The sequence below is a fragment of the Enterobacter sp. Ag1 genome (assembly GCA_000277545.1).
In the GTDB taxonomy this organism is placed as follows: Bacteria; Pseudomonadota; Gammaproteobacteria; order Enterobacterales; family Enterobacteriaceae; genus Cedecea.
The window spans coordinates 61,410-81,695 of the sequence record AKXM01000031.1 but is presented as its reverse complement, the minus strand read 5'-3'; the positions used below and the strand labels follow the sequence as shown (position 1 = coordinate 81,695).

24 protein-coding genes are annotated in these 20,286 nt (G+C 56.0%); 5 read left to right on the top strand and 19 right to left on the bottom strand.

The genetic code is table 11. The features are described from left to right. Positions 1-55: 55 nt before the first annotated feature. The 8 genes from proW to A936_RS12330 all read right to left on the bottom strand — a co-directional run bounded on the left by proW (position 56) and on the right by A936_RS12330 (position 8,787). Positions 56-1,135, bottom strand: coding sequence for a glycine betaine/L-proline ABC transporter permease ProW (gene proW / locus A936_RS12365; protein ID WP_008458233.1), 1,080 nt, complete (start codon positions 1,133-1,135; stop codon positions 56-58). Next, entirely contained in the window at positions 1,132-2,331 is a 1,200-nt protein-coding gene (gene proV / locus A936_RS12360) for a glycine betaine/L-proline ABC transporter ATP-binding protein ProV (protein WP_008458231.1), read from the bottom strand. Before proV ends, proW begins: the two co-directional genes overlap by 4 nt. Before the next feature lie 255 nt (positions 2,332-2,586). After that, positions 2,587-3,777, bottom strand: coding sequence for an alginate lyase family protein (locus A936_RS12355; RefSeq protein WP_008458230.1), 1,191 nt, complete (start codon positions 3,775-3,777; stop codon positions 2,587-2,589). A 34-nt stretch (positions 3,778-3,811) separates the two neighbouring features. Continuing rightward, positions 3,812-4,774 (bottom strand): class 1b ribonucleoside-diphosphate reductase subunit beta, encoded by a 963-nt coding sequence (gene nrdF / locus A936_RS12350; protein ID WP_008458229.1) that lies wholly within the window; start codon positions 4,772-4,774, stop codon positions 3,812-3,814. 34 nt (positions 4,775-4,808) lie between these two features. Further along, positions 4,809-6,953, bottom strand: a complete 2,145-nt coding sequence (nrdE, locus tag A936_RS12345) for a class 1b ribonucleoside-diphosphate reductase subunit alpha (protein ID WP_008458228.1) — start codon at positions 6,951-6,953, stop codon at positions 4,809-4,811. Then, positions 6,926-7,336, bottom strand: a complete 411-nt coding sequence (gene nrdI, locus A936_RS12340; protein WP_008458227.1) for a class Ib ribonucleoside-diphosphate reductase assembly flavoprotein NrdI — start codon at positions 7,334-7,336, stop codon at positions 6,926-6,928. Before nrdI ends, nrdE begins: the two co-directional genes overlap by 28 nt. Beyond that, positions 7,333-7,569: a glutaredoxin-like protein NrdH gene (nrdH, locus tag A936_RS12335; protein WP_008458226.1), complete on the bottom strand. Its 237-nt coding sequence runs from the start codon at positions 7,567-7,569 to the stop codon at positions 7,333-7,335. Before nrdH ends, nrdI begins: the two co-directional genes overlap by 4 nt. 786 nt (positions 7,570-8,355) lie before the next feature. Then, positions 8,356-8,787: a carboxymuconolactone decarboxylase family protein gene (locus tag A936_RS12330; RefSeq protein WP_008458225.1), complete on the bottom strand. Its 432-nt coding sequence runs from the start codon at positions 8,785-8,787 to the stop codon at positions 8,356-8,358. An 87-nt stretch (positions 8,788-8,874) separates the two neighbouring features. Between A936_RS12330 and pdxR the strand changes: the two genes are divergently transcribed. Beyond that, positions 8,875-10,251, top strand: coding sequence for a MocR-like pyridoxine biosynthesis transcription factor PdxR (pdxR, locus tag A936_RS12325; protein ID WP_008458224.1), 1,377 nt, complete (start codon positions 8,875-8,877; stop codon positions 10,249-10,251). Between the two features lie 71 nt (positions 10,252-10,322). Here pdxR and A936_RS12320 read toward each other — a convergent pair whose 3' ends face one another. Next, positions 10,323-10,652: a DUF883 family protein gene (locus A936_RS12320; protein ID WP_008458223.1), complete on the bottom strand. Its 330-nt coding sequence runs from the start codon at positions 10,650-10,652 to the stop codon at positions 10,323-10,325. A gap of 160 nt (positions 10,653-10,812) precedes the next feature. On the opposite strand from A936_RS12320, the gene A936_RS12315 reads away from it, so the two are divergent. Continuing rightward, positions 10,813-11,157, top strand: coding sequence for a DUF2002 family protein (locus tag A936_RS12315; protein WP_008458222.1), 345 nt, complete (start codon positions 10,813-10,815; stop codon positions 11,155-11,157). Positions 11,158-11,200: 43 nt separating this feature from the next. Here A936_RS12315 and A936_RS12310 read toward each other — a convergent pair whose 3' ends face one another. Continuing rightward, positions 11,201-11,656 (bottom strand): L-alanine exporter AlaE, encoded by a 456-nt coding sequence (locus tag A936_RS12310; protein ID WP_008458221.1) that lies wholly within the window; start codon positions 11,654-11,656, stop codon positions 11,201-11,203. Positions 11,657-12,007: 351 nt separating this feature from the next. Here A936_RS12310 and A936_RS12305 point away from each other — a divergent pair, with 351 nt between their 5' ends. Beyond that, positions 12,008-12,295 (top strand): DUF2623 family protein, encoded by a 288-nt coding sequence (locus A936_RS12305; protein ID WP_008458220.1) that lies wholly within the window; start codon positions 12,008-12,010, stop codon positions 12,293-12,295. A gap of 112 nt (positions 12,296-12,407) precedes the next feature. On the opposite strand, the gene A936_RS12300 is transcribed toward A936_RS12305, so the two are convergent. From A936_RS12300 to A936_RS12290, 3 genes are all read right to left on the bottom strand, one after another. Next, positions 12,408-12,587: a GDFGVC terminal motif YodC-like protein gene (locus tag A936_RS12300; protein ID WP_008458219.1), complete on the bottom strand. Its 180-nt coding sequence runs from the start codon at positions 12,585-12,587 to the stop codon at positions 12,408-12,410. Positions 12,588-12,677: 90 nt separating this feature from the next. Continuing rightward, positions 12,678-13,202 (bottom strand): rhodanese family protein, encoded by a 525-nt coding sequence (locus A936_RS12295; RefSeq protein WP_008458218.1) that lies wholly within the window; start codon positions 13,200-13,202, stop codon positions 12,678-12,680. A gap of 8 nt (positions 13,203-13,210) precedes the next feature. Beyond that, positions 13,211-13,513 carry a metalloregulator ArsR/SmtB family transcription factor gene (locus A936_RS12290; protein WP_008458216.1) on the bottom strand — a complete coding sequence of 101 codons (303 nt, stop codon included), beginning with the start codon at positions 13,511-13,513 and terminating at the stop codon, positions 13,211-13,213. Between the two features lie 66 nt (positions 13,514-13,579). On the opposite strand from A936_RS12290, the gene A936_RS12285 reads away from it, so the two are divergent. After that, the gene (locus A936_RS12285) at positions 13,580-14,194 is read left to right on the top strand and encodes a histidine phosphatase family protein (protein ID WP_008458215.1); all 615 of its coding nucleotides are present in this window, start codon (positions 13,580-13,582) and stop codon (positions 14,192-14,194) included. 130 nt (positions 14,195-14,324) lie between these two features. Here A936_RS12285 and A936_RS12280 read toward each other — a convergent pair whose 3' ends face one another. Beyond that, positions 14,325-15,290, bottom strand: a complete 966-nt coding sequence (locus tag A936_RS12280; protein ID WP_008458214.1) for an AraC family transcriptional regulator — start codon at positions 15,288-15,290, stop codon at positions 14,325-14,327. A gap of 81 nt (positions 15,291-15,371) precedes the next feature. Here A936_RS12280 and A936_RS12275 point away from each other — a divergent pair, with 81 nt between their 5' ends. Then, positions 15,372-16,403: an SDR family oxidoreductase gene (locus A936_RS12275; RefSeq protein WP_008458213.1), complete on the top strand. Its 1,032-nt coding sequence runs from the start codon at positions 15,372-15,374 to the stop codon at positions 16,401-16,403. 3 nt (positions 16,404-16,406) lie between these two features. Here A936_RS12275 and A936_RS12270 read toward each other — a convergent pair whose 3' ends face one another. From A936_RS12270 to A936_RS12255, 5 genes are all read right to left on the bottom strand, one after another. Further along, positions 16,407-17,717, bottom strand: coding sequence for an MFS transporter (locus A936_RS12270; protein WP_008458212.1), 1,311 nt, complete (start codon positions 17,715-17,717; stop codon positions 16,407-16,409). 113 nt (positions 17,718-17,830) lie between these two features. Further along, on the bottom strand, positions 17,831-18,679 hold the full coding sequence (locus A936_RS12265; protein ID WP_008458211.1) for an AraC family transcriptional regulator: 849 nt from the start codon (positions 18,677-18,679) through the stop codon (positions 17,831-17,833). A gap of 9 nt (positions 18,680-18,688) precedes the next feature. Continuing rightward, on the bottom strand, positions 18,689-18,871 hold the full coding sequence (locus tag A936_RS23915; RefSeq protein WP_202801385.1) for a ketopantoate reductase C-terminal domain-containing protein: 183 nt from the start codon (positions 18,869-18,871) through the stop codon (positions 18,689-18,691). Beyond that, the gene (locus A936_RS12260; RefSeq protein ID WP_202801384.1) at positions 18,868-19,638 is read right to left on the bottom strand and encodes a 2-dehydropantoate 2-reductase; all 771 of its coding nucleotides are present in this window, start codon (positions 19,636-19,638) and stop codon (positions 18,868-18,870) included. Before A936_RS12260 ends, A936_RS23915 begins: the two co-directional genes overlap by 4 nt. A gap of 37 nt (positions 19,639-19,675) precedes the next feature. After that, positions 19,676-20,188: a winged helix-turn-helix transcriptional regulator gene (locus A936_RS12255; protein ID WP_008458210.1), complete on the bottom strand. Its 513-nt coding sequence runs from the start codon at positions 20,186-20,188 to the stop codon at positions 19,676-19,678. Positions 20,189-20,286 lie beyond the last annotated feature (98 nt).

The window sequence follows — 20,286 nt, the reverse complement described above, 5'->3', positions numbered from 1 at the left end:
CGTTATTCCTTTTTAATGGTGATGGGGCGAGGGGCGGCCGAAGCCGCCGCCAGGCTTATTTCATGAAGGGACGGGTCACAAGACCCAGCGGGCCGGTGGTATACCAGCGGCGGTTGCCACGGGAGCGGGAATCGCGCCCAATGGACTGAGTCAGGCGGTCGAGAATAATGGCCAGGATCACGATCCCCACGCCACCGACCGTAGCCAGACCCATATCAAGACGGCCAATGCCGCGCAGAACCATCTGGCCGAGCCCGCCCACGGCAATCATCGACGCAATAACCACCATCGACAGCGCCAGCATCAGCGTCTGGTTAACGCCGGCCATAATGGTTGGCATCGCCAGCGGAAGCTGCACTTTGAACAACATCTGGCGCGGGCTGGCACCGAATGAACGCGCCGCTTCGACCAAATCTTCCGGCACCTGCTTAATGCCCAGGATAGTCAGGCGCACGATAGGCGGCAGGGCAAAGATAATCGTCACCACCACGCCAGGCACGTTGCCGATGCCGAACAGCATCACGATAGGCACCAGGTAAACAAACGCCGGGGTGGTCTGCATGGCATCCAGCAAGGGGCGAACGATTTTCGCTGCACGTTCGCTGCGCGCCAGCCAAATCCCGAGAGGCAGGCCGAGCACCATACAAAACAGCAGGGCCGTCAGCACCAGCGCGAGAGTGACCATCGCCTGCGACCAGGCCCCAATCGCGCCAATGGCGACCAGCGAGATCAGCGTGGCGACGCCCATGCCGAGGCTGGACATTTGCCAGGCAATCAGCGCAAAGACGATAATCGCGACCGGCGCGGGCATCCCCAAAAGCAGCTGCTGGAAGCCGCTGAGAATATAATCCACCGGCACGCGAATGCCCTGGAACACCGGGCGGAAATGGGTCACCACCCAGTCGATCCCCTCCGTCACCCAGTTGTCGAGAGGGATCAGCGTTTTGTGGAACGGATCCAGAATATTGAAATGTTCAGGCGCGGCTGCCGGGGCCGAATTCAGCCAGTCAGCGCCTCCGCTGGTGGCCGCATCCGACGCCGGAGCGCCCCATGCGTCTGCAGAACCTGTTGCCTGACTGGTTGCGGCGTCTGTTGCCGCGCTGCCGGTATCCCATGGATTAGTTGCGTCACTCATTGACTTGCCCCCTCACGATCTAATGCCTGCAGCAGCACCCCTTTTGAGATGATGCCCACGTACTGCCCCTCTTCGCTGACCACCGGCACCGCGCACGGAGCCTGGCCGACATGAGAGAGCAGATCGCTCAGCGAGGTTTCGGCGGAAACCGCCTCTGGGGAAGCCAGGAACGCATGGTCCAGACCTTCGCCTGCCGCCAGTGCCGCTTTTAGCGAATCGGTGGAGACGATGCCAAGGAATTTTTGTCCGCGCTCAATGACATAGCCATATTCTCGGTCGTCATCCTGCAGCAGTTTCAGCGCCGAACGAGGGCCAAAGCCGCTGGTTTTACGCAGTAACCCAGCCGGGCTGCGGCGGGCAATATCTTTGGCGCTAAAGACCTGGCTGATGTCCACGCCGCGGAAGAAGGTGCGCACGTAATCGTTGGCCGGATTATTTAAGATTTCATCCGGCGTACCGACCTGCACCACTTCGCCGCCCTGCATAATGGCAATGCGATCGCCAATACGCATGGCTTCGTCGAGATCGTGGGAAATAAACACGATGGTGCGCTGATGTTTTGCCTGCAGCTTAATTAATTCGTCCTGCATTTCGGTCCGAATTAAGGGGTCAAGCGCGGAGAAGGCTTCATCCATAAGTAATATGTCTGGATTTATGGCCAGCGCACGGGCTAGACCTACGCGCTGGCGCATCCCGCCGGACAATTCATCGGGGTAAGCATGGGCATAATTCTCAAGTCCGACCTGACGTAGCGCATCCAACGCTTTTTCATGCCGTTCTTTGACCGGAATTCCCGCAAGCTCCATACCGAAAGCGGCATTATTTAACACCGTCATATGCGGCATTAAAGCAAAGGACTGGAAGACCATTGCGATCTTTTTTTTGCGCACCTCGCGGAGTTCTGAGTCTGATATTTTGGCAATATCAATGCCGTCAATCAGTACCTGTCCACGGGTGGGTTCAATCAGGCGATTGAGAAGGCGAACCATGGTGGATTTTCCTGAGCCGGACAACCCCATGATGACAAAAATCTCGCCTTCTTCAATGGCCAGACTGGCGTCTTTTACGCCAAGCGACAGACCCGTTTTTTCCAGTAATTCACTCTTGGAAATGCCCTTCTCAATGTATTTGAACGCGCGCTGTGGATGTTCGCCAAATACTTTATATAAATTCTTCACTTCTAATTTAATTGCCATGCAATAAACGGCTTCCTGTATTTAATTTATTTATAGATGATTCCTGATGGAAATAATGACCGGTATATACCCTAACATACTAAGAATCTGAGGCAACCCTCGATTCTGTGATGTCAAAATATCCGCGCGATGAATGTGGGAGAAATTTCCCATGAGCACTGGCCTGAGAGCGAATAAGTGCGGTGGAATATTTTTTGTCAATGAGGTGAATATTCAACCTGAATTTGGGTGATTCAGGCTGAAATGACAGGCGTATTACGGTTGAGCAATTAAATTAATGACTGCAGTTTTATTCCGGTTAAGCAGCCATTGGGCTTTGTCTTTAAATGTATTATTTTCCCGCCAGGCATGTGCGGCGGTCACCATATTTTCCAGCGCCTCATCGGGCTTGAACGGCTCGATATTGGGGTACGGCCACGGGGTTTGGCTATCGACAAACTGGGCGATGTACAGGTAGCCATTTTGCAGGCTGTGTTCACCGCTTTTGGCCTGCCAGACGTTGACCCCAACTTTTTCACCCAACAGCCCTAACGGGTTCCAGGCATCGAGAATAAAGTTGCTGTAGTGCCAGGAACGCGTGCGCTCAATTTCCGTCACCGGCACGCCTTTGGCGTCAAACTGCACCGGAATGCGCTGGGTGGCAGAAATCAAACGCTGTTTGGCCGCGACCTTATCCCCCAGCCACAGGGCAATCGCGGCGGCCTGAACGTCGTACCAGGTGCCATGATTATTTTCAGCCGCAGCCTCTTTTTGGCCGTTTTCGCTGGTGGTCAGCCACTGGTAATAATCCCGGTACCACTGCCTGAGCGAGCGCCAGGTTTTATCATCCAGCTTTCCGCCGTCGTGCAGCAGCTCAATGGCATCGATAAGCCGCACAAAGCCGCGTCCGTCGAGAATACCAGTGCCGCGCACGCCTTTTCTCCCGGGAATGGTTTGGGCGTGAGCGAGATTCGGCGTCATCCGGGTTTCCGGCGTGATAAACCAATTCACCAGCTGCTGGCGGGCTTTATCCGCGTAGGTATCTTTACCGGATAGCTGCCAGGCCAGCGCCAGATTACATACGTCATCGGTCATGCTGTTCAGGCGGGCTTTATCGCTTTGCTTGCCGACGGCGACGGGATTGATCTGGCCATCTTTTCGCACCCACGGCAGGCCGTCGGGGCTTTTAGGATCGGGCCACCAGTAGTCAGAAAAGCTGTAATAGTCGTGAGGATCGCCTGCCGGTGCGCCGGGGCTTTTTTGGGTGATGCTGTAGAGCGGATGAATTAGCGCCTGGTCGGCTTTATGCTTAAGGGCTTGCCAGGCGGGCATCAGGGCCGGGTTTTGCTGGCTAATCTCTTGCTTACTGTGCGCCAGCTGTGCCGTGTCCAGCAACAGCGGGGCGCCAAAGGCTAACGGTGCGCTGCCGCAAAGCAGCGCCAAAACAGAACAACGAAATAACGACATAGGCCACCTCGCAAAATGCTCAACGGCCAGATTACTAGAAATCCCAGTCCTCGTCCTCGGTTTCCACCGCCTTGCCCATTACGTAGGAGGAGCCTGAGCCGGAGAAAAAATCGTGGTTCTCATCGGCATTGGGGGACAACGCCGCGAGAATGGCCGGGTTAACTTCCGCCATCTCCGCCGGGAACAGCGCCTGGTAGCCCAGGTTCATTAGCGCTTTATTGGCGTTGTAGCTCAGAAACGCCTTCACTTCGTCTTCCCAGCCCAGTTCACGGTAAAGCGTTTCGCTGTACGCCAGCTCGTTATCGTAGAGATCCATCAGCAGATCGAGGGCAAAGTTTTGCAGCTCGGTCTGGCGCTCGCGGCTCTGCTGCGCCAGCGCTTTCTGGTACTTGTAGCCGATGTAATAGCCGTGCACCGCCTCGTCGCGGATGATCAGCCGAATGAGATCGGCGGTGTTGGTCAGCTTGCCGCGGCTGGAGTAATACATCGGCAGCCAGAAGCCGGAGTAAAACAGGAAGGACTCGAGAAACACGCTGGCAATTTTCTTCTTCAGCGGGTCGTTGTCCCGGTAATGGCCCAGAATAATCGAGGCTTTACGCTGCAGGGCTTCATTCTGCTCGCTCCAGTCGTAGGCGGCGTCCACATCTTTGGTCTGGCAGAGCGTGGAAAATATCGAGCTGTAGGAACGGGCATGCACCGCTTCCATAAAGCTGATATTCGACATCACCGCCTCTTCGTGTGGCGTCAGCGAATCGGCCATCAGCGCGGGGGCACCCACGGTATTCTGAATAGTGTCCAGCAGCGTCAGTCCGGTAAACACGCGGATAACGAGCTGCTGCTCCTGCTCGCTGAGCGATTGCCAGGCCGGAATATCATTAGAGAGCGGCACTTTCTCCGGCAGCCAGAAGTTACTGGTCAGGCGGTTCCAGACCTCGAGGTCTTTATCGTCCTCGATTTTGTTCCAGTTGATGGCGCTTACGCGCGTCAGTTGCGTCATTTTCTTTCCTTGTCCTTTAGCCTGGTACTTTGCGTTATAGCGCGCAGGACACGCAGCCCTGCACCTCGGTGCCTTCCAGCGCCAGCTGCCGCAGACGAATGTAGTAGAGCGTTTTAATACCTTTCTTCCAGGCATAAATCTGCGCTTTATTGATGTCGCGGGTGGTGGCGGTATCGCGGAAGAACAGCGTCAGCGAAAGCCCCTGGTCAACGTGTCGGGTGGCCTCGGCGTAGGTGTCGATGATCTTTTCCGGGCCGATATCGTAGGCGTCCTGGTAAAACTCAAGATTGTCGTTGGTCATAAACGGGGCGGGGTAGTACACACGCCCGGTTTTACCCTCTTTACGGATCTCGATCCGGGAGACAATCGGGTGGATGCTCGAAGTCGCGTGATTGATGTAAGAGATTGATCCCGTCGGCGGGATAGCCTGCAAATTCTGGTTATACAGGCCGTGCTCGCGTACGTCGTCGCATAGCTGCTGCCACTGTTCGCGCCCTGGAATCGCAATCCCTGCTTTGGCAAACAGCGCCCGGACTTTCTCCGTTTTTGGCTCCCACGTTTGTTCGAGATACTGTCGGAAATATTCGCCGCTGGCATAGCGCGACTGTTCGAAACCGGCAAAACGCTGCTGTCGCTCCCGGGCTAAAGCGTTGGAAGCGCGAAGCGCGTGCCAGGTGATGGTGTAGAAGTAGATATTGGTGAAATCCAGCCCTTCGGCTGAGCCGTAGGCAATGCCCTCGCGCGCAAGGTAGCCGTGCAGGTTCATTTGCCCGAGGCCAATAGCGTGGGAGGCGGCATTCCCGGCTTCAACCGACGGCACCGAGCGAATATGGCTCATATCAGACACCGCCGTCAGGCCGCGAATGGCGGTCTCCACGGTGCGGCCAAAATTCTCAGAGTCCATGGCATGGGCGATGTTCAGCGAACCAAGGTTGCAGGATATGTCTTTGCCCGTTTGCGCGTAATCCAGGTTTTCATCGTAGGTCGAGGCGCTGTTTACCTGCAAAATTTCCGAGCAGAGGTTACTCATGTTAATACGCCCGGCAATCGGGTTGGCCCGGTTAACCGTGTCCTCAAACATGATGTACGGATAGCCGGACTCAAACTGGATCTCCGCCAGCGTCTGGAAGAAGTCGCGAGCGTTGATCCAGCTCTTACGAATCCGATCGTCCTCCACCATTTGCTGATAAAGATCGTTGACGCTGATGTCGCCAAACGGCTTGCCGTAGATTCTTTCCACGTCGTAAGGCGAAAACAGCGCCATCTGCTGATTGGTTTTGGCTAGCTGGAAGGTGATATCCGGAATAGTCACCCCGAGCGACAGCGTTTTAATGCGAATCTTCTCATCGGCATTTTCCCGCTTGGTATCGAGAAAGCGCAGGATATCCGGGTGGTGCGCGTTGAGATAAACCGCGCCCGCGCCTTGGCGTGCGCCAAGCTGGTTGGCGTAGGAAAACGCGTCTTCCAGCATCTTCATTACCGGGATCACGCCCGATGACTGGTTTTCAATGCGTTTGATGGGCGCCCCGGATTCACGCAGGTTGGAAAGCAGGAAGGCAACGCCGCCGCCACGTTTGGACAGCTGGAGCGCCGAGTTAACCGCGCGGCCAATCGACTCCATATTGTCTTCAATCCGCAGCAGGAAGCAGGAAACCAGCTCGCCCCGCTGCTTCTTACCGCAGTTGAGGAACGTTGGCGTGGCAGGCTGGAAACGGCCGCTGAGCATCTCTTCCATCAGGCGTGTGGCAAGCGGCTCATCTCCCTGCGCCAGGGTCAGGGCCACCATGCAAACACGGTCCGGGAAATGTTCCAGATAGTGCTTTCCGTCCCAGGTTTTCAGGGTGTAGCTGGTGTAGTACTTCCACGCGCCTAAAAAGGTCTGGAACTGAAAGCCGCTGCCGTGCGCTCTGTCGAACAGTTCAAGGATAAACGGGCGCGAATAGCGGGTTAGCACGGCATCGTCGTAATAGTGCTCGGCCACCAGATAGTCCAGCTTCGCCTGCCGGCTAGGGAAGCTAACGGTGTTCGGTAAGACGTGCTGTGCAAAGAAGCTTTCCACGGCCTGTTTATCTTTATCAAACTGGATGTTTCCCTCTTTGTCATAGAGGTTGAGCATGGCGTTCAGGGCGTGGTAGTCCACGCTTTCCGTTGCTAAACGGACTGCTTCTGTCGTTGCCAAAATTCGCTTACTCCCTTACGCACGTTGTCGATGTCTTGCGGGGTGCCCAGTAGCTCAAAACGGTAGAGGTAAGGCACCTGGCATTTTTGTGAAATGACGTCCCCGGCCCGGCAAAACCCTTCGCCAAAACTGCGGTTACCGCTGGCGATCACGCCGCGGATCAGCGCGCGATTGTTCGGGTTGTTCAGGAAGCGGATCACCTGCGGCGGTACCGCCCCGGCAATGCCGCCGCCGCCATAGCTGGGCACGATTAAAATGTAGGGTTCCGTCACTTCCAGGCGCGCTTTTACCTCCAGGGGAATGCGTAAGGCGGGCAGTCCCAGGCGTTCGATAAAACGCAGGGTGTTTTCCGACTCGCTGGAGAAGTAGACGAGGGTGCTCATGCGCTGGCAGCAACGCACAGGCGATTGATCATATCCGGGCGAAAACCACTCCAGCTTTCGGCTTCGGTCACCACCACCGGCAGTTGACGAAAGCCTTTGGCCCGCAGGTCGTCAGCCGCTTCCGGATACTGATCGAGGTTGATCATGTCGAAGGCAAAACCCCGGCTCTCCATCGCCCGTTTTGTAGCATGACACTGAACACAGTCATCTTTAGTGTAAATAGTAATGCGCATGATTCGTATTTCCCTTTAGAATAATGGAACGCCGCATAAAGTGGACAGCGGGTGGTGTGTTCGTACTGAAAGGAATACTAGATGTTGATTTTAAAATTTGCAACCACGCAAGATATAGTGTTTCTGTGATTTTTTGTAGGGGGTTGAAAAGTGTAGGGGAAGGGGGATCTTTTTCAGTAGAAAGAGCTTTATCTATGAAAGAACGGTTGAGATTCCGTTCACTTGTAATCCTGTTTCCTCTGCACGTTCAAAGCACGTGAACGTGTCAGGTGGCATTACGCCATGCCCCCTGACAACCCCCGGCGCCCGGCGATCTCATCGCCGCTGAAGCGGTAAACCCACCGGTTATCACCCAAATATTCGGGGTCGTTCGCGATTCGTTCCCGACAGCTCAACCCCGTCTGAGTTGGGTCATAACCGGGGGCGCTGAGAGCCGGGAACAAGGGCGTGGCTGTAAGACTTGCAGCAACGTTAACGTCCCGTGTGGCTGCAGGTTAAAAGCGAGGCTCGGCTCCGGCTTAAATCGCCTCTGTTTTCTCTCCGACTGGCCAGGGTCCGGACGTCGGGAACGCATCTCAGGCGACCCAGGACTGGGAGATAAAACGGAGGTCTGCCGCTTCAGCGGTCGATTTATTTCGCCGGGAGTCCGGGTTCTTAGGGGAGTGACGGTGACTCCCCTAAGACGTTCACCGGTACAGTGGCTGCATATCAAACAGGCCTGGAAGTGAACGTAATATTCTCCAGGCTACATAGAACGTGTTTGTGTCTCAAAGACAAAAAAATCTCTTACTGCCGCATCCCAATCGCAACGCGGTTAAACGCATTCATCATGCTGGCCGCCAGGGTCAAATCTACAATCTCCTCGGCGCTGAAAAACTGCAGCAGCGGCTGGTACACATCATCTTCGGCATTGCTGTCGGCAATCAGGGTGAGCGCTTCTGCCCATGCCAGCGCCGCACGTTCTTTCTCCGTAAACTGGTGGCTGACTTTCCAGCCCGCCAGTGAATCCAGCTTCACCTGGTCAACGCCGGATTTACGCAGCGCTTTGGCATGCATCTCCAGGCAATAGGCGCAGCCGTTAATCTGCGACACACGCAGGAAAACCAGCTCGATCAGCTCGTTGCTCAAGGGGCCATTTTCCAGCCCCTGCAGCGCCTGCCGCATCGGTTTGATCACGTTGGGGGAGAGTTCATAGTAAGGCTGACGTAATTCGATCATGGTGTGGCTCCTCAGGTTGGTGTGAGGGCAATTTACCACTATGATGGACTATCAAAGAGAGCCATAAATTAACTAAAAAACCAGACCATGAAACAAAAATTTGCGCCGCTTACCGTGACCTCTCATCCCGCTCAGCCGCGCTACCAGCAAATTGCCCGTCAGCTAAAGCAGGCGATAAACAGCGGTGAACTGGCGGCAGGGAGTCGCCTGCCGTCCAGCCGGACGCTGGCGCTAGAACTGGGGGTTGCCAGAGCCACGGTTGAGAACGCTTATGGCGACCTGGTGGCTCAGGGCTGGCTGGAGCGACGTGGGCAGGCGGGCACTTTTGTGAGTCCATCGGTGAAGCACGATCCCGGTGGTCAAAACATTTCGGCCGCTCACCCGCAGGGCGCGCACAGGCCTTTTCAGATGGGGCTGCCCGCGCTGGATCTCTTCCCTCGGGCTATTTGGGCGAGGCTTGTGGGGCGGCGTTTGCGGCAGCAAACTCGTTTTGACCTGATGCTGCCGGAACCCAGCGGGGAAGCCTCATTGAAGCAGGCGATTGTGGATTACCTGCGCTTCTCCCGCAGCATTGACTGCCAGCCGGAGCAAATCTTTATTACCCCCGGCTTCCAGGCTGGTATTGCCCTGATCCTCGCCACGCTTGCACGGCCCGGGGATGGCATCTGGCTGGAAGATCCGGGCTACCGCTTTGTTCGGCCTGATTTTGTAAAAGCGGGGATGGCGATCCGGGCGATCCCCGTGGACGATGAGGGCATGCAGGTTGATTACGGCGTGAACCATTTTCCCAATGCCCGTTTTGCACTTTTGACGCCTGCGCACCAAAGCCCGTCAGGCGTGGCGCTCTCTCTTTCACGGCGACACGCGCTGCTGGAATGGGCCAGTCGGGAACAAAGCTGGATCATTGAAGATGATTACGACAGCGAGTTTCGCTACCACGGCAAGCCCTTGCCGCCGCTAAAAAGTCTGGACAGCCCGCAGAGGGTTATTTACGCGGGGACTTTCAGTAAGTCGATGTTTCCGGCCCTGCGTGTTGCATGGCTGGTGGTGCCTTCCCACGCGGTAGAAGATTTTCAGCGTCAGGCTCGCAGGCAACCCTGTACCGCTCCAATACTTATTCAGCAGGCTATCGCCGACTTCTTGCGGGAAGGGCATTTCTGGCGGCACTTAAAAAAAATGCGTCAGTGCTACGCCGAACGCCGGTTATGGCTCGAGGAGGCGCTACGTGAGCAAGGGTTTACGGTTGTGCCTCAGGAAGGCGGCATTCAGATGGTGATGCAAGTCGAAGGTGACGAGTTGATTATCGAGGGCAAAGCCAGAGCCGCAGGACTTGCCGTCCAGGCACTCAGCCACTGGCGAATTGAACATCATGGGCCCGGTGGTTTGCTGCTGAGTTTTACCAATATCAGTTCGTATGAAATGGCCCAGCGCTATGCGCTTCAACTGCGGTTGGCCATAAAGTAAAAACCCCGGCGAATGGGGCCGGGGTTACAACGCGCATTTAGTCTCATTTATCGACTGTTAAACGCCTGGGGTTAGCGGCGTGACACCAGCAATGCCCCAAGGACAATACCTACCGCTGCGCCAATCCCCACGCTCTGCCAGGGTTTATCGCGAACATAGGAATCTGCGCAGCCAACAGCATCTCGCGCGGCTTGCGTCACTCGGCCCTGATTACCGTTAATCCTTGCACGGGTCTCTTTCAGAAGCGCTTCGGCTTTTTTACGTGCGGCATCAACTTCATCTTTCGCATCACTACCGAAGGATTTCAATACATCTTCCAGCGTATCTGCCAGCTGACTGACATCGTTATTGATTTCGTCTACCTGATCGTCAACGTTATTTTTGTTTGCTCGGCTAGCCATTATTGTCTCCCTTTTTAAGATGTAACGCTAAGTGTAGACCATGGATTTTAGTTATGGGCCGGCTCAAAGCCTTTGCCGGCCTTTCTGGACAATTCCGAAAGCGTTGCCAATGCTGCTTATTGTATGGTTGCGATGCAGTAAATGATGACGAGGAAAATCTATGTATTTACGACCGGATGAGGTGGCCCGAGTGCTTGAGAAATCGGGTTTTACCATGGATGTGGTAACGGCAAAAACCTACGGCTACCGTCGTGGTGAGAATTACGTTTATGTTAACCGCGAAGCGCGCATGGGGCGCACCGCTCTGATTATTCACCCTACCCTGAGAGAGCGCAGCCAGTCGCTGGCCGAACCGGCTTCAGAGATGAAAACCTGCGATCACTACCAGCAGTTCCCGCTCTATCTTGCCGGCGAAACGCACGAGCACTACGGTATTCCGCATGGTTTCAGTTCCCGTATTGCGCTGGAAAGATATCTGACAGGGTTATTTGGCGAGTCTGAATAAGTGAACGACTGGCTTCAGGCCAGTCGCCTTTGCATGTCGGGACTCAGGCGCCCGCTTTCACGCCCATCTGGCCGCTGACGCGAAACAGTCGGCGGCAGAAATCCAGGAAGTAGCCGTAAGCGGCACCCATCATCATCGACACCAACAGGTTAGAGGTCACGGCAGCCACAATCTGGTGCCAGTCAGCGCCAACGCTCCATAAAATCAGCACGTAAACCGGGGACTGGAAAGTCACATAAGCCAGCACGTCAGCCAGGTTTTTCGCCCAGCTCGCCGGGGTCATGCGGCGCGCGGTACGCATAAAGGCATCGCGGTAGAAGCCATAGGGCCAGGCGATAATAATGTTGACCGGCACGGCGACCAGGCGGGAAGAGAGCGACTGCTCGAAGGTCATGCCTGAGAGGAAGATCTCAATCATCATGTTCACTACCGAGCAATACACTACCATTGCAAAAATATCTGCGGCGGCATGGCGTAAGCGTGACTCAGGGGAAAACATAATGTTGACTCCGGTTTAAAAGTAGTCGCTTGCGCTACTTTTATGGTTAATTATTGGTGTTATAAAACATGTAAATCACTGGGCGTAGAGTATGTCACTGCAATGTTTTCATCAATTAGCTATAAATTTTTATTTATAGGTTTTTTGTCGATAAAGTGCGTTGAAACACACTTTGCCGCTGGCATTTCCTGATTTTGTGGTTCCGTTTTTAATTTCTTATTGATTATCAACGAGATGATTTAATTACGTCTTAATGCACAACATCCCCCAAAAACTCCGGGTTTTAGGGATATCCATCGCGCTTAGAATCGTTATATAATTATTTATATAGCGAGTGATGAGGAGTCGCTGATGGATAACCATTTTGGTAAGGGCCTGATGGCCGGAATGAAAGCCCGACAGGCCGACAGCGCAGTTAACGTGGAGCGTTTCTGCGCGGATTACAAACGCGGCTTTGTGCTGGGCTTTACTCACCATATGGCCGAGCAGACCGGCGATCGCCAGCGTGCAGCCTGGGAAGCCGGGGTGTTAACTCGCCGCTATCAGCTGGATAAAGAGTCTGTGGCTGACTTTCTGAAAGAGGTCAACGCGGACGTTGTGGTTCGATGTTTCTTTGCGGGTTATGAGAAGGGCTATTGATTGCTGGCCTGGATTGCCGCCGTGCCCGGTTGTTTATGAATGGCGACGACAAGGATAGGGGCACTTTTATTGAGAAGAACGGCGTGATTAACCTCACGCCGTTTTTTGTTGCTTAGCAAACGCCGAAATCGCCTTCTTCCTGGTACAGCGAAACCGAATCTGCTTTCAGCGTCAGTTGATCCGCACCTAAGGTCGCGGCCGGGACGCAAATCAAATCTTCTCCCTGAACCTCAACCACCTGTAGCTTAGGGCCGCCCTGTTTGGGCTGCACCACATCACCTGGTTTGAACATAGAAAAACCTCTGAATGCTAAGGGAATTTAATGCGGTTTTGCCGCCTGATAACCATAGATCAGAAATCGAGGCGGATAAAGTAAGATACGCTAGCGCCGGTTCCACGGCAGCCAGGCCAGTAGACGTGCCATACCGCAAAATCCGCTGATACCTGCGAACAACAAACCTGCTCCAACAAAGCCGGAAAGCAGGAAAAATCCGCTATTAACGCTGTACCCGAGCACGACCCCAAGCAGGATTAACGTCCCCGCCACAATTTGTACCTGCCGCATGATTGGCAGAGGCTGGCTTTTATCCGCCAGAATCTCCTGCCCGCCTTTTTTCCATGCTTCGAGGCCCCCGGCCAGCAGCATGACCTGGGCCGGTTCGGCAAGCGCCGCCAGCTTTTGGGCATGCTGAGAAGAACGCATTCCGGACTGACAGTGGAAAATCACCACGTCGTGAGGATCTAGCGGCCCCAGCCTGGCGCCGTTTTCAATGGCGGAAAGCGGCATCAGATGCGCCTCTGGAATGTTCTCACGGGCATGTTCATCCGGTTCGCGGATGTCGATCAGCGCGGCACCGCCGGCAATGAGCTTTTTCGCTTCTTCTGGCAAGATGGATGAAATAGTCATGATGTTCCTCAGGGGCAGTAAATGGTTTTCAGCGTCGCGATCACTTCGCGTACCGCGCTATTTTTGATGAAATAGAGCACACGCTGAGCATTACGCTGGTGCGCTATGAGCCCTTCATCCTTCATTTTCGCCAGATGCTGGGAGGTCGCTGAGGGGCTCAATCCTGCGGCGGCGGCAAGTTCTCCGGCCCCGGTGCCTGGGGAGTCGAGCAGCAGGCAGAGGATCAGCAAACGCCGGGGATTACTCATGGCTTTTAGCAATTTGGCGGCTTCGTCCGCACTGGACTGAAGCTGGGAAAGTTCAGGTGTCATGATTTTTACTTTAGATAACTCTAAATTTAGTAAATGCTAAATTAAATTTTCAACAAAGGAAAGAGCGTGCGGGCAATTCTGGTACGGCATGGCGAAAGTGAGGGGAATCAACAGGGGATTATTCAGGGAAGGCTGGAAAGCCAGCTCACGGCGCGGGGGCTCCGGCAGAGCTTTGCGCTGGCTGCCGAGTTGGCCGATTTATCCGTCCCCCATATTTATACGTCACCGGCGCTGCGTGCACAGGGCACGGCTAATGTGCTGGCCAGTGAATTGCGCAGCCAGACAACCGTGGATGAACGTCTACAGGAACGTGATTTTGGCCCACTCCAGGGGCTAAATGTTATCGAGGCGCAAAAAACACATCCCGAGCTGTTTAATACCCTGCTATCGGGCGAGCCACATCGGGTGACTCCTGAAGGGGAGTGCCTGGATAACGTTAGTCGCCGCCTGTTTTCCTGCCTGAACGATTTGAATGAACGCCACCGGAACGACACGGTGATTATTGTGACTCACGGCCATGCTTTGGAAATTGTCCTCTGGCAATTGAAAGGCGCTTTAATTACCGACGATCTCAGACAATATGGACATCAAAACTGCAGTTATAGCATCGTGGATATTGAAGGGGAATGTATCAGCCTGGCCAAATGGGGGATTGCGACTCATCTGCGTGACATCAGATAGACATTCTTGAGGCTGTTTAAGTTTGGTGATGGTTTATTTGTTGTACTGAAATACGGTTTTTAACTGCTAAATAAAAGTGGTCCACGTTAGGGCGGTTTGAACGCCGCCACTGTGCGGCGTTTTTTTATTCTCAACTTACCGTGTTGCGAGCGGCGTTACGCCAGGCTTTGGGTGACAGCCCGGTTTCGCGCTTAAAGGCGTTGCTAAAAGCGCTTTCGGAGGTGTAGCCGAGGGACTGGGCCACCATGGCAATTTGGTCTGCCTGCTCGCGCAGTGCTTTCTCCGCCAGCCGCATACGCCACTGGGTAAGATAAGCCACAGGCGTAATGCCCGATACGTTACGGAAATACTCCGCAAATGTGGTGCGCGACATCGCACAGGCTTGGGCGAGATCTTCCAGGCGCCAGCTCCGAGCCGGGTTGGCGTGGATAAGCTGCAGCGCCGGGGCTAGGCGGGCATCTCCCAATGCGCGTAGCAAACCTGCCGGAAGCGAACTGCTGGTTTGCAAATGGGCACGAAGGATCTGAATAAACAGCAACTGCGAAAGCTGCGCGGAGGCGAGCTGGGTGCCGGGCTGGGCCGTTTCTCTTTCCGCAATCAGCTGATCGAGCAGCCAGCGGAAAGACGCCGCCTGCGGGGATGCGGCCGGGATGTGAATCCACTGCGGCAACACCTGAGCAAGCATCTGCCCGCGATGCGGATCCAGCAGGACGTGGCCGCCCATATACTCAAACTCTTTCCCTTCTCCCAGAGCGGCGTAATTCCGCTCCCCGGCCTTAAAAACGCTCATCGCATCGACCGGTTTGATCTCTGGTGAACTGGCGACAATAAACGCCCGCCTGGCATTCAGCAGGCCGACATCGCCGGTGCAAAAATAAATCGGTTCCGCTTGGCCTTCGAGCATCACCCAGCAACTGCCTTTGACGATGGCGAAGAACTTAATTTTGTCCGGAGGTGGGAAGTGAAGCGCCCAGTCGCCGCCCGCGGTAAAGCCGCCGGTGACCAGCGACTCGGCGTCGGCAAATTTGAGGATTTCAGAAAAAGGATCGGTGTGCATTTCCGTACTATCGCGCAAGTAGAACGGACTATCAAGCATTCAAAATCCAGCTGACCGGCTTTATTCTGCGCAGCAAGTGAACGTATGCCGCCTGCTTGCCAGGCCACAGAGGACCAAAGCATGACAAAAGATATTGTATTAGTTACCGGTGGAACCGGATTTATTGCCCAGCACTGCATCATTACCCTGCTGGCAAAAGGCTATGAAGTTCGCACCACCGTACGTTCCGCTGACCGCAAAGCAGAAGTGCTCCAAAACCTGAAAGAGGGCGGCTGTGAGCCCGGGGAGCGCCTCTCCTTTTTCATCGCTGATTTAATGGCGGATGAAGGCTGGGCTGAAGCGATGGCCGGGTGCCGTTATGTGATGCATGGCGCATCGCCGACGCCTTCCGGCAACCACGCCACCGACGAGGACTGGATCAAACCTGCGGTGGACGGCAACCTGCGAGTGCTCCGCGCCGCAAGCTTTGCCGGGGTTAAGCGCGTCGTCCTCACCTCAGCCTTTGGGGCCGTTGGCGTCGGGCACCCGGCAACCCATCGCCGCCCGTTTGATGAAACGGACTGGAGCGATGTGTCCGGCAAAGTGTGGCCCTATCAAAAATCGAAAACGCTGGCGGAAAAAGCCGCCTGGGACTTTGTGGAGAAAGAAGGGCGTGGCCTGGAGCTGTCGGCGGTGAACCCGGTGGCGGTAATGGGGCCGGTATTGGGGCCTGATTTTTCCCATTCCACGCGGCTGGTGAAAAACATGCTGGATGGGCAAAAAGGCAATCCGAACATCAACTCTTGTTTTGTGGATGTGCGCGACGTGGCCGATTTGCATTGGCTGGCGATGACGCACCCTGCCGCCAACGGCGAGCGCTTCCTTGCCAGCTCCGGCCACAGCCTGCTGATGGTTGAGGTGGCGAAAATCCTGCGTAAACACCTCGGCGAAGCCGCCAGCAAAGTCGCTACCCTCGCGCTGCCCGACTGGATGGTGCGCCTGGCTGCGCACAAAAATCCGGGCATGAAAGGATCGCTGACTCTGCTGGGCGTGGACATGAACGTGACCAACGCGAAAGCGGTGAACCTGCTCGGCTGGGCACCGCGTTCCCCGGAAGAAGCGATTGTGGCCACCGCCGAAAGTTTTATTCGCCTGGGCTTACTGGAAAAATAAGCGCTACCGCTTCGCGCTTAGCAGCAGCGCTGACAGCGAGGCGATAAGCCCGAAGAGTGACATCAGCAGCCACGCGGTGTGGTACTGCTCGCTGGCAACGGCGCTGCCGGACACGGCCACAAACACCGCCACGCCTATGGCGGCCCCAATTTGCCGTGAGGTGTTAATGATCCCGGTGCCGGTGGCATATTGCTGCGCCGGGAGCGCCGCCGTACCGCCTGCGATAAACCCCGTCTGGCCGATACCCGCTCCGGCTCCGGTCAGCACCAGCGCAGGCAGATAGGCCAGCAGATAGTCCGGTTCGGCGCTAAGGGCGCTGTACCACCAGAGGCCGGCTATCACATACAAAATACCGGCGGCGATGGTGAGTTTTTTAGGGGAGACCCCCGTTTTGCCTGCGATCAACGCCGCGACAACGGCGGTGCCAGGGCCGAGGCCAAAAGCGGCGCCTGCCTCGATGGTCGGCCAGTGCCAGACCTGGGTCAGATACAGGCTACCGCCCAGCAGCATGATGGCAAATCCCATGTAGAAAAAGGCCATGCCCAGCGTGGCCAGGGTAAACGCAGGCACGCGGAATACCCGCAGGTTTAGCGCCGGGGCGGGCTGCGTCAGGCAGCGACGAACGAACAGCGTCAGGAAGACGAACGCCCCGCCCAACACCGTCCATAGCCTGGCGCTGGCGAAGCCCCAGTCGCTGGCCCAGGAGATCCCGGCCACCAGCAGCGCAAGCCCCGCAACCAGCATTAGCGAGCCGAGAATATCCGGGAAACGGCTCTTTACGACCTCCGTTTCCGTCAGGTGCTTGCTCAGCCACAGCGTCGGGATTGCCACCGGCAGGTTGATCAGGAAGATCAATCGCCAGTCGATATTCACCAGCGCCCCGCCGAGCATTGGGCCAAGCGCGGCGGCAACTGAGCCGGTAGCGGCCCAGATCCCTACCATTTGCTTATGGCGCTCTTTTGGGTACGCCGCCAGCAGCAGCCCCAGACTAGTGGGGATCATCAGCGCTGCGCCAATGCCTTTCAGGCCCCGAGCGCAAATCAGCGAGATAACATCCGGGGCAAAAGCACAGGCTATGCTCGCCACCGAAAACACCGCCAGACCTGCCTTGAAGATACGCTTGCGGCCGTAAATATCCGCTATTCGGCCTGCGGGCACCAGAAACGCAGCGAAGGCAATGGAATACGCGCTGATCACCCAGGACAGCGCCTGGTTAGTGGCCCCGGCAAAGCTATCGCGAATAGCCGGGAAAGCGAGGTTAACGACAAACAGGTCTAGCGACGACAGCACGCTTCCCGCGCCAATCACAATCATGACTCAGGCGGACACTCGCGCGCTGGCCTGGCTGACGGACGGTGAATCCGTGGAATGAGACATACTCTGCTCCGAAGAAAGTAAGAACCTTAAAACGCAGGAGTATGAAAAGGTCAGCGGCGGCGGTATTGGATATTTGAAAAGTGTGCGCTAACAAATTGTGCGGGCGTGATGCCGAAGCAGCCTTTGAAGCGGCGAATCAAATGGCTTTGATCGAACAGGCCAACGGCGGTGGCGACGTCCGAAGCAGGTTGGCCCGCGCGGAGCATTTGCCTGGCGGAGTCCATGCGGACTCTGTTGAGGTAGGCGTGCAGCGACAGGCCATAAGCGGCGCGAAATAGTTGGTTCAGCCGAACCCGGCTCAGGCCGGATGCCTGCGCCATATCTTCCGTGGTTAGCGGGGAGGCAAAGCTGGCATGAATCAGGTCGCGGACTTTGGCAATTCGCGGCTCGCGGCGTTCTTCCTGCGGCGTAAACCGGCGGGTGGAATAGCGGCTTAGCAGCGGCTTCAACGCGTCAATCAGCAGCACTTCCAGCGCTAAGTTATCCTGCGATTGAAACAGCGTGCGGTGTAGCGTTTGCAGCCTGGCGACGATATCAGGATCGCTCAGGATCGGGCTGGTGAAGCACAGTCCGTGGCCGGGATCCAGTTCCAGCTCGTGGGCAATGCCGTCCACAACCCAGGGCTGGACGTAGAGCATGCTGTAGGTGTAGCCCTGCTCGGAATAAACGCTGCCGTCGTGGGCATCCCCCGGATTCACGATCATCGCACTGCCGGCAGGCGCGATAATCGAGCCGCGGCCCAGCCCCACTTTAGAGGCCCCGACGTCCATAGTGCCGATCACAAAGTAATCGTGGGAGTGGCGCTCGTAGCGGTGCTTATTAAAATGGGCGTGCAGGCCCTGGAGCCCCTGCGACGGCGCCGCGACGAACTGTGTCCACTCGTTGGCGAGAAGCTCCATATGACCTCGTTATTTGAACGGCTGCTGGGCCGCCGCGCCTGGCGTGTGCTGGTGGGCGTAAACCTGGAGATGGCAGTACGCAGCCCGATAAAGGGGGACGTTCAGGCCGTGTCGAGTGGCGCGGGTAATCATATCGCCGACGATGGCATCACCTTCCAGGCGTGGCGCGTTGCTGGCAATGTCGCGCCTCATCGAGGCGGCCCAGGCGGATTGTGGATCCAGCAGGCGTTTTCGATGCTGGTGATTTCCGTCTGCGGCAGCGCATAGCCTTCCGCTGCGGCGACGCTCAGGCTCTCCGAAATCGCCTGTTTCATCAGCGCCTCTCCGTCCCGTGTCGCCATGATATCTCCCACCGTGCCACGCATCAGGCAGTTCATTAACGCGCCGGAAGCCAGCATCACCCATTTGTTCCAGAGCGCCTGCATAATGTTATCTGACAGGGCGCGTGCGCCTGCGGAAGAGGCTAAAAGCGCGTAAACCGCTTTTGCTACATCAAGCGTTGCGGGCGATCTCGCGCCGACAACAACTTGATCCGCCGCACCCATTTGTTTGATCTCGCCGTTGGCGTTAAGCGTGGTGGCAATATAAGCCGCGCCGCCGAGCACCCGGTCGCGGCCAAAGCGAGCGTCAAGCTCGTCGTAAACCGAGAGGCCATTGAGGAAAGGCAAAATGGCGGTAGAAGGGCCAACTGCGGGCGTAATGTCCTCGATAGCCGCCTGCAGATCGTACGTTTTGCAACTGAGCAAAATCAGATCGTAGTCCGGCCGGAGGCTCTCCCGGGTGACTGCGTTAACCGGGGCGTTAAAATCGCCCAAACTGCTTTCCAGCCGTAGCCCTTGCTTTGCCAGCAGCTCAGCCCGTTTTGGCCGAACGAGAAAAGTCACGTCAGCGCCGGCCTGAATCAGCCTTGCGCCGTAATAACCCCCGATTGCACCTGCCCCAACCACCAGTATTTTCATTACTTTTCTCGCTGAGTTTACGTTGATATTATCCGACTTAGCTTTCGCTGGGTTCGGGGTTTCTGATTCGACCCGCCGAACGCCAGCGGGTGAGGTCGTCGGCGCCTGGCCCCAACTCCACCATGACGTCCTGCGGCGAAACTTGCTGCCCGGTTTCGGTATCCACGAGGGCAACTTTCACTTTATGGCCGCTGCTGCCGTCCACCATAAAAAGCGACGGCCCCACAAGGCCCGGGATATTCCACTTACTGCCTATCTGCATCATGCTCAGCAGCACCAGCCCGATATCCCGCCCTTTTTCGGTGAGCAAATATTCGTAGCGTTCCGGTCTCGTCTGGTAGCGCTGCCGGGTAATTAACCCTTGCTCTTCAAGCACTTTTAGCCTGTCGGACAGCGTAGCATTGGTGATGCCGCTGGAGCGGCGAAAATCGTCGTAGCGGCGGAGGCCTAAAAACAGGTCCCGCATAATTAGCATTCCCCAGCGGTCGCCTAAGGCTCCCATCACGCAGGCGATGGAGCAGGTCATACCTTCAAAACCTTTCGAGCGCATAGCGTTCCTTATTTTTCATCAACGTGGACCCGGTAACAGTCTATAGCCGGATCTCTGCCTCCGGCCAATGGTTACGCTGCAGTTGATCTTTTTATTGT

Bases quoted from the DNA above. Each gene is read 5' to 3' on its own strand.
- A936_RS12275 (WP_008458213.1), top strand. From the start codon at position 15,372: ATGACAAAAGATATTGTATTAGTTACCGGTGGAACCGGATTTATTGCC.
- pdxR (WP_008458224.1), top strand. From the start codon at position 8,875: ATGAAACAAAAATTTGCGCCGCTTACCGTGACCTCTCATCCCGCTCAG.
- A936_RS12270 (WP_008458212.1), bottom strand. From the start codon at position 17,717: ATGATTGTGATTGGCGCGGGAAGCGTGCTGTCGTCGCTAGACCTGTTT.
- A936_RS12310 (WP_008458221.1), bottom strand. From the start codon at position 11,656: ATGTTTTCCCCTGAGTCACGCTTACGCCATGCCGCCGCAGATATTTTT.
- A936_RS12305 (WP_008458220.1), top strand. From the start codon at position 12,008: ATGGATAACCATTTTGGTAAGGGCCTGATGGCCGGAATGAAAGCCCGA.
- A936_RS12300 (WP_008458219.1), bottom strand. From the start codon at position 12,587: ATGTTCAAACCAGGTGATGTGGTGCAGCCCAAACAGGGCGGCCCTAAG.
- A936_RS12280 (WP_008458214.1), bottom strand. From the start codon at position 15,290: ATGCTTGATAGTCCGTTCTACTTGCGCGATAGTACGGAAATGCACACC.
- proV (WP_008458231.1), bottom strand. From the start codon at position 2,331: ATGGCAATTAAATTAGAAGTGAAGAATTTATATAAAGTATTTGGCGAA.
- A936_RS12295 (WP_008458218.1), bottom strand. From the start codon at position 13,202: ATGACTATTTCATCCATCTTGCCAGAAGAAGCGAAAAAGCTCATTGCC.
- A936_RS12330 (WP_008458225.1), bottom strand. From the start codon at position 8,787: ATGATCGAATTACGTCAGCCTTACTATGAACTCTCCCCCAACGTGATC.
- A936_RS12260 (WP_202801384.1), bottom strand. From the start codon at position 19,638: ATGAAAATACTGGTGGTTGGGGCAGGTGCAATCGGGGGTTATTACGGC.
- A936_RS23915 (WP_202801385.1), bottom strand. From the start codon at position 18,871: ATGAGGCGCGACATTGCCAGCAACGCGCCACGCCTGGAAGGTGATGCC.
- A936_RS12320 (WP_008458223.1), bottom strand. From the start codon at position 10,652: ATGGCTAGCCGAGCAAACAAAAATAACGTTGACGATCAGGTAGACGAA.
- A936_RS12265 (WP_008458211.1), bottom strand. From the start codon at position 18,679: ATGGAGCTTCTCGCCAACGAGTGGACACAGTTCGTCGCGGCGCCGTCG.
- A936_RS12255 (WP_008458210.1), bottom strand. From the start codon at position 20,188: ATGCGCTCGAAAGGTTTTGAAGGTATGACCTGCTCCATCGCCTGCGTG.
- A936_RS12355 (WP_008458230.1), bottom strand. From the start codon at position 3,777: ATGTCGTTATTTCGTTGTTCTGTTTTGGCGCTGCTTTGCGGCAGCGCA.
- A936_RS12290 (WP_008458216.1), bottom strand. From the start codon at position 13,513: ATGACACCTGAACTTTCCCAGCTTCAGTCCAGTGCGGACGAAGCCGCC.
- proW (WP_008458233.1), bottom strand. From the start codon at position 1,135: ATGAGTGACGCAACTAATCCATGGGATACCGGCAGCGCGGCAACAGAC.
- nrdH (WP_008458226.1), bottom strand. From the start codon at position 7,569: ATGCGCATTACTATTTACACTAAAGATGACTGTGTTCAGTGTCATGCT.
- nrdI (WP_008458227.1), bottom strand. From the start codon at position 7,336: ATGAGCACCCTCGTCTACTTCTCCAGCGAGTCGGAAAACACCCTGCGT.
- A936_RS12315 (WP_008458222.1), top strand. From the start codon at position 10,813: ATGTATTTACGACCGGATGAGGTGGCCCGAGTGCTTGAGAAATCGGGT.
- nrdF (WP_008458229.1), bottom strand. From the start codon at position 4,774: ATGACGCAACTGACGCGCGTAAGCGCCATCAACTGGAACAAAATCGAG.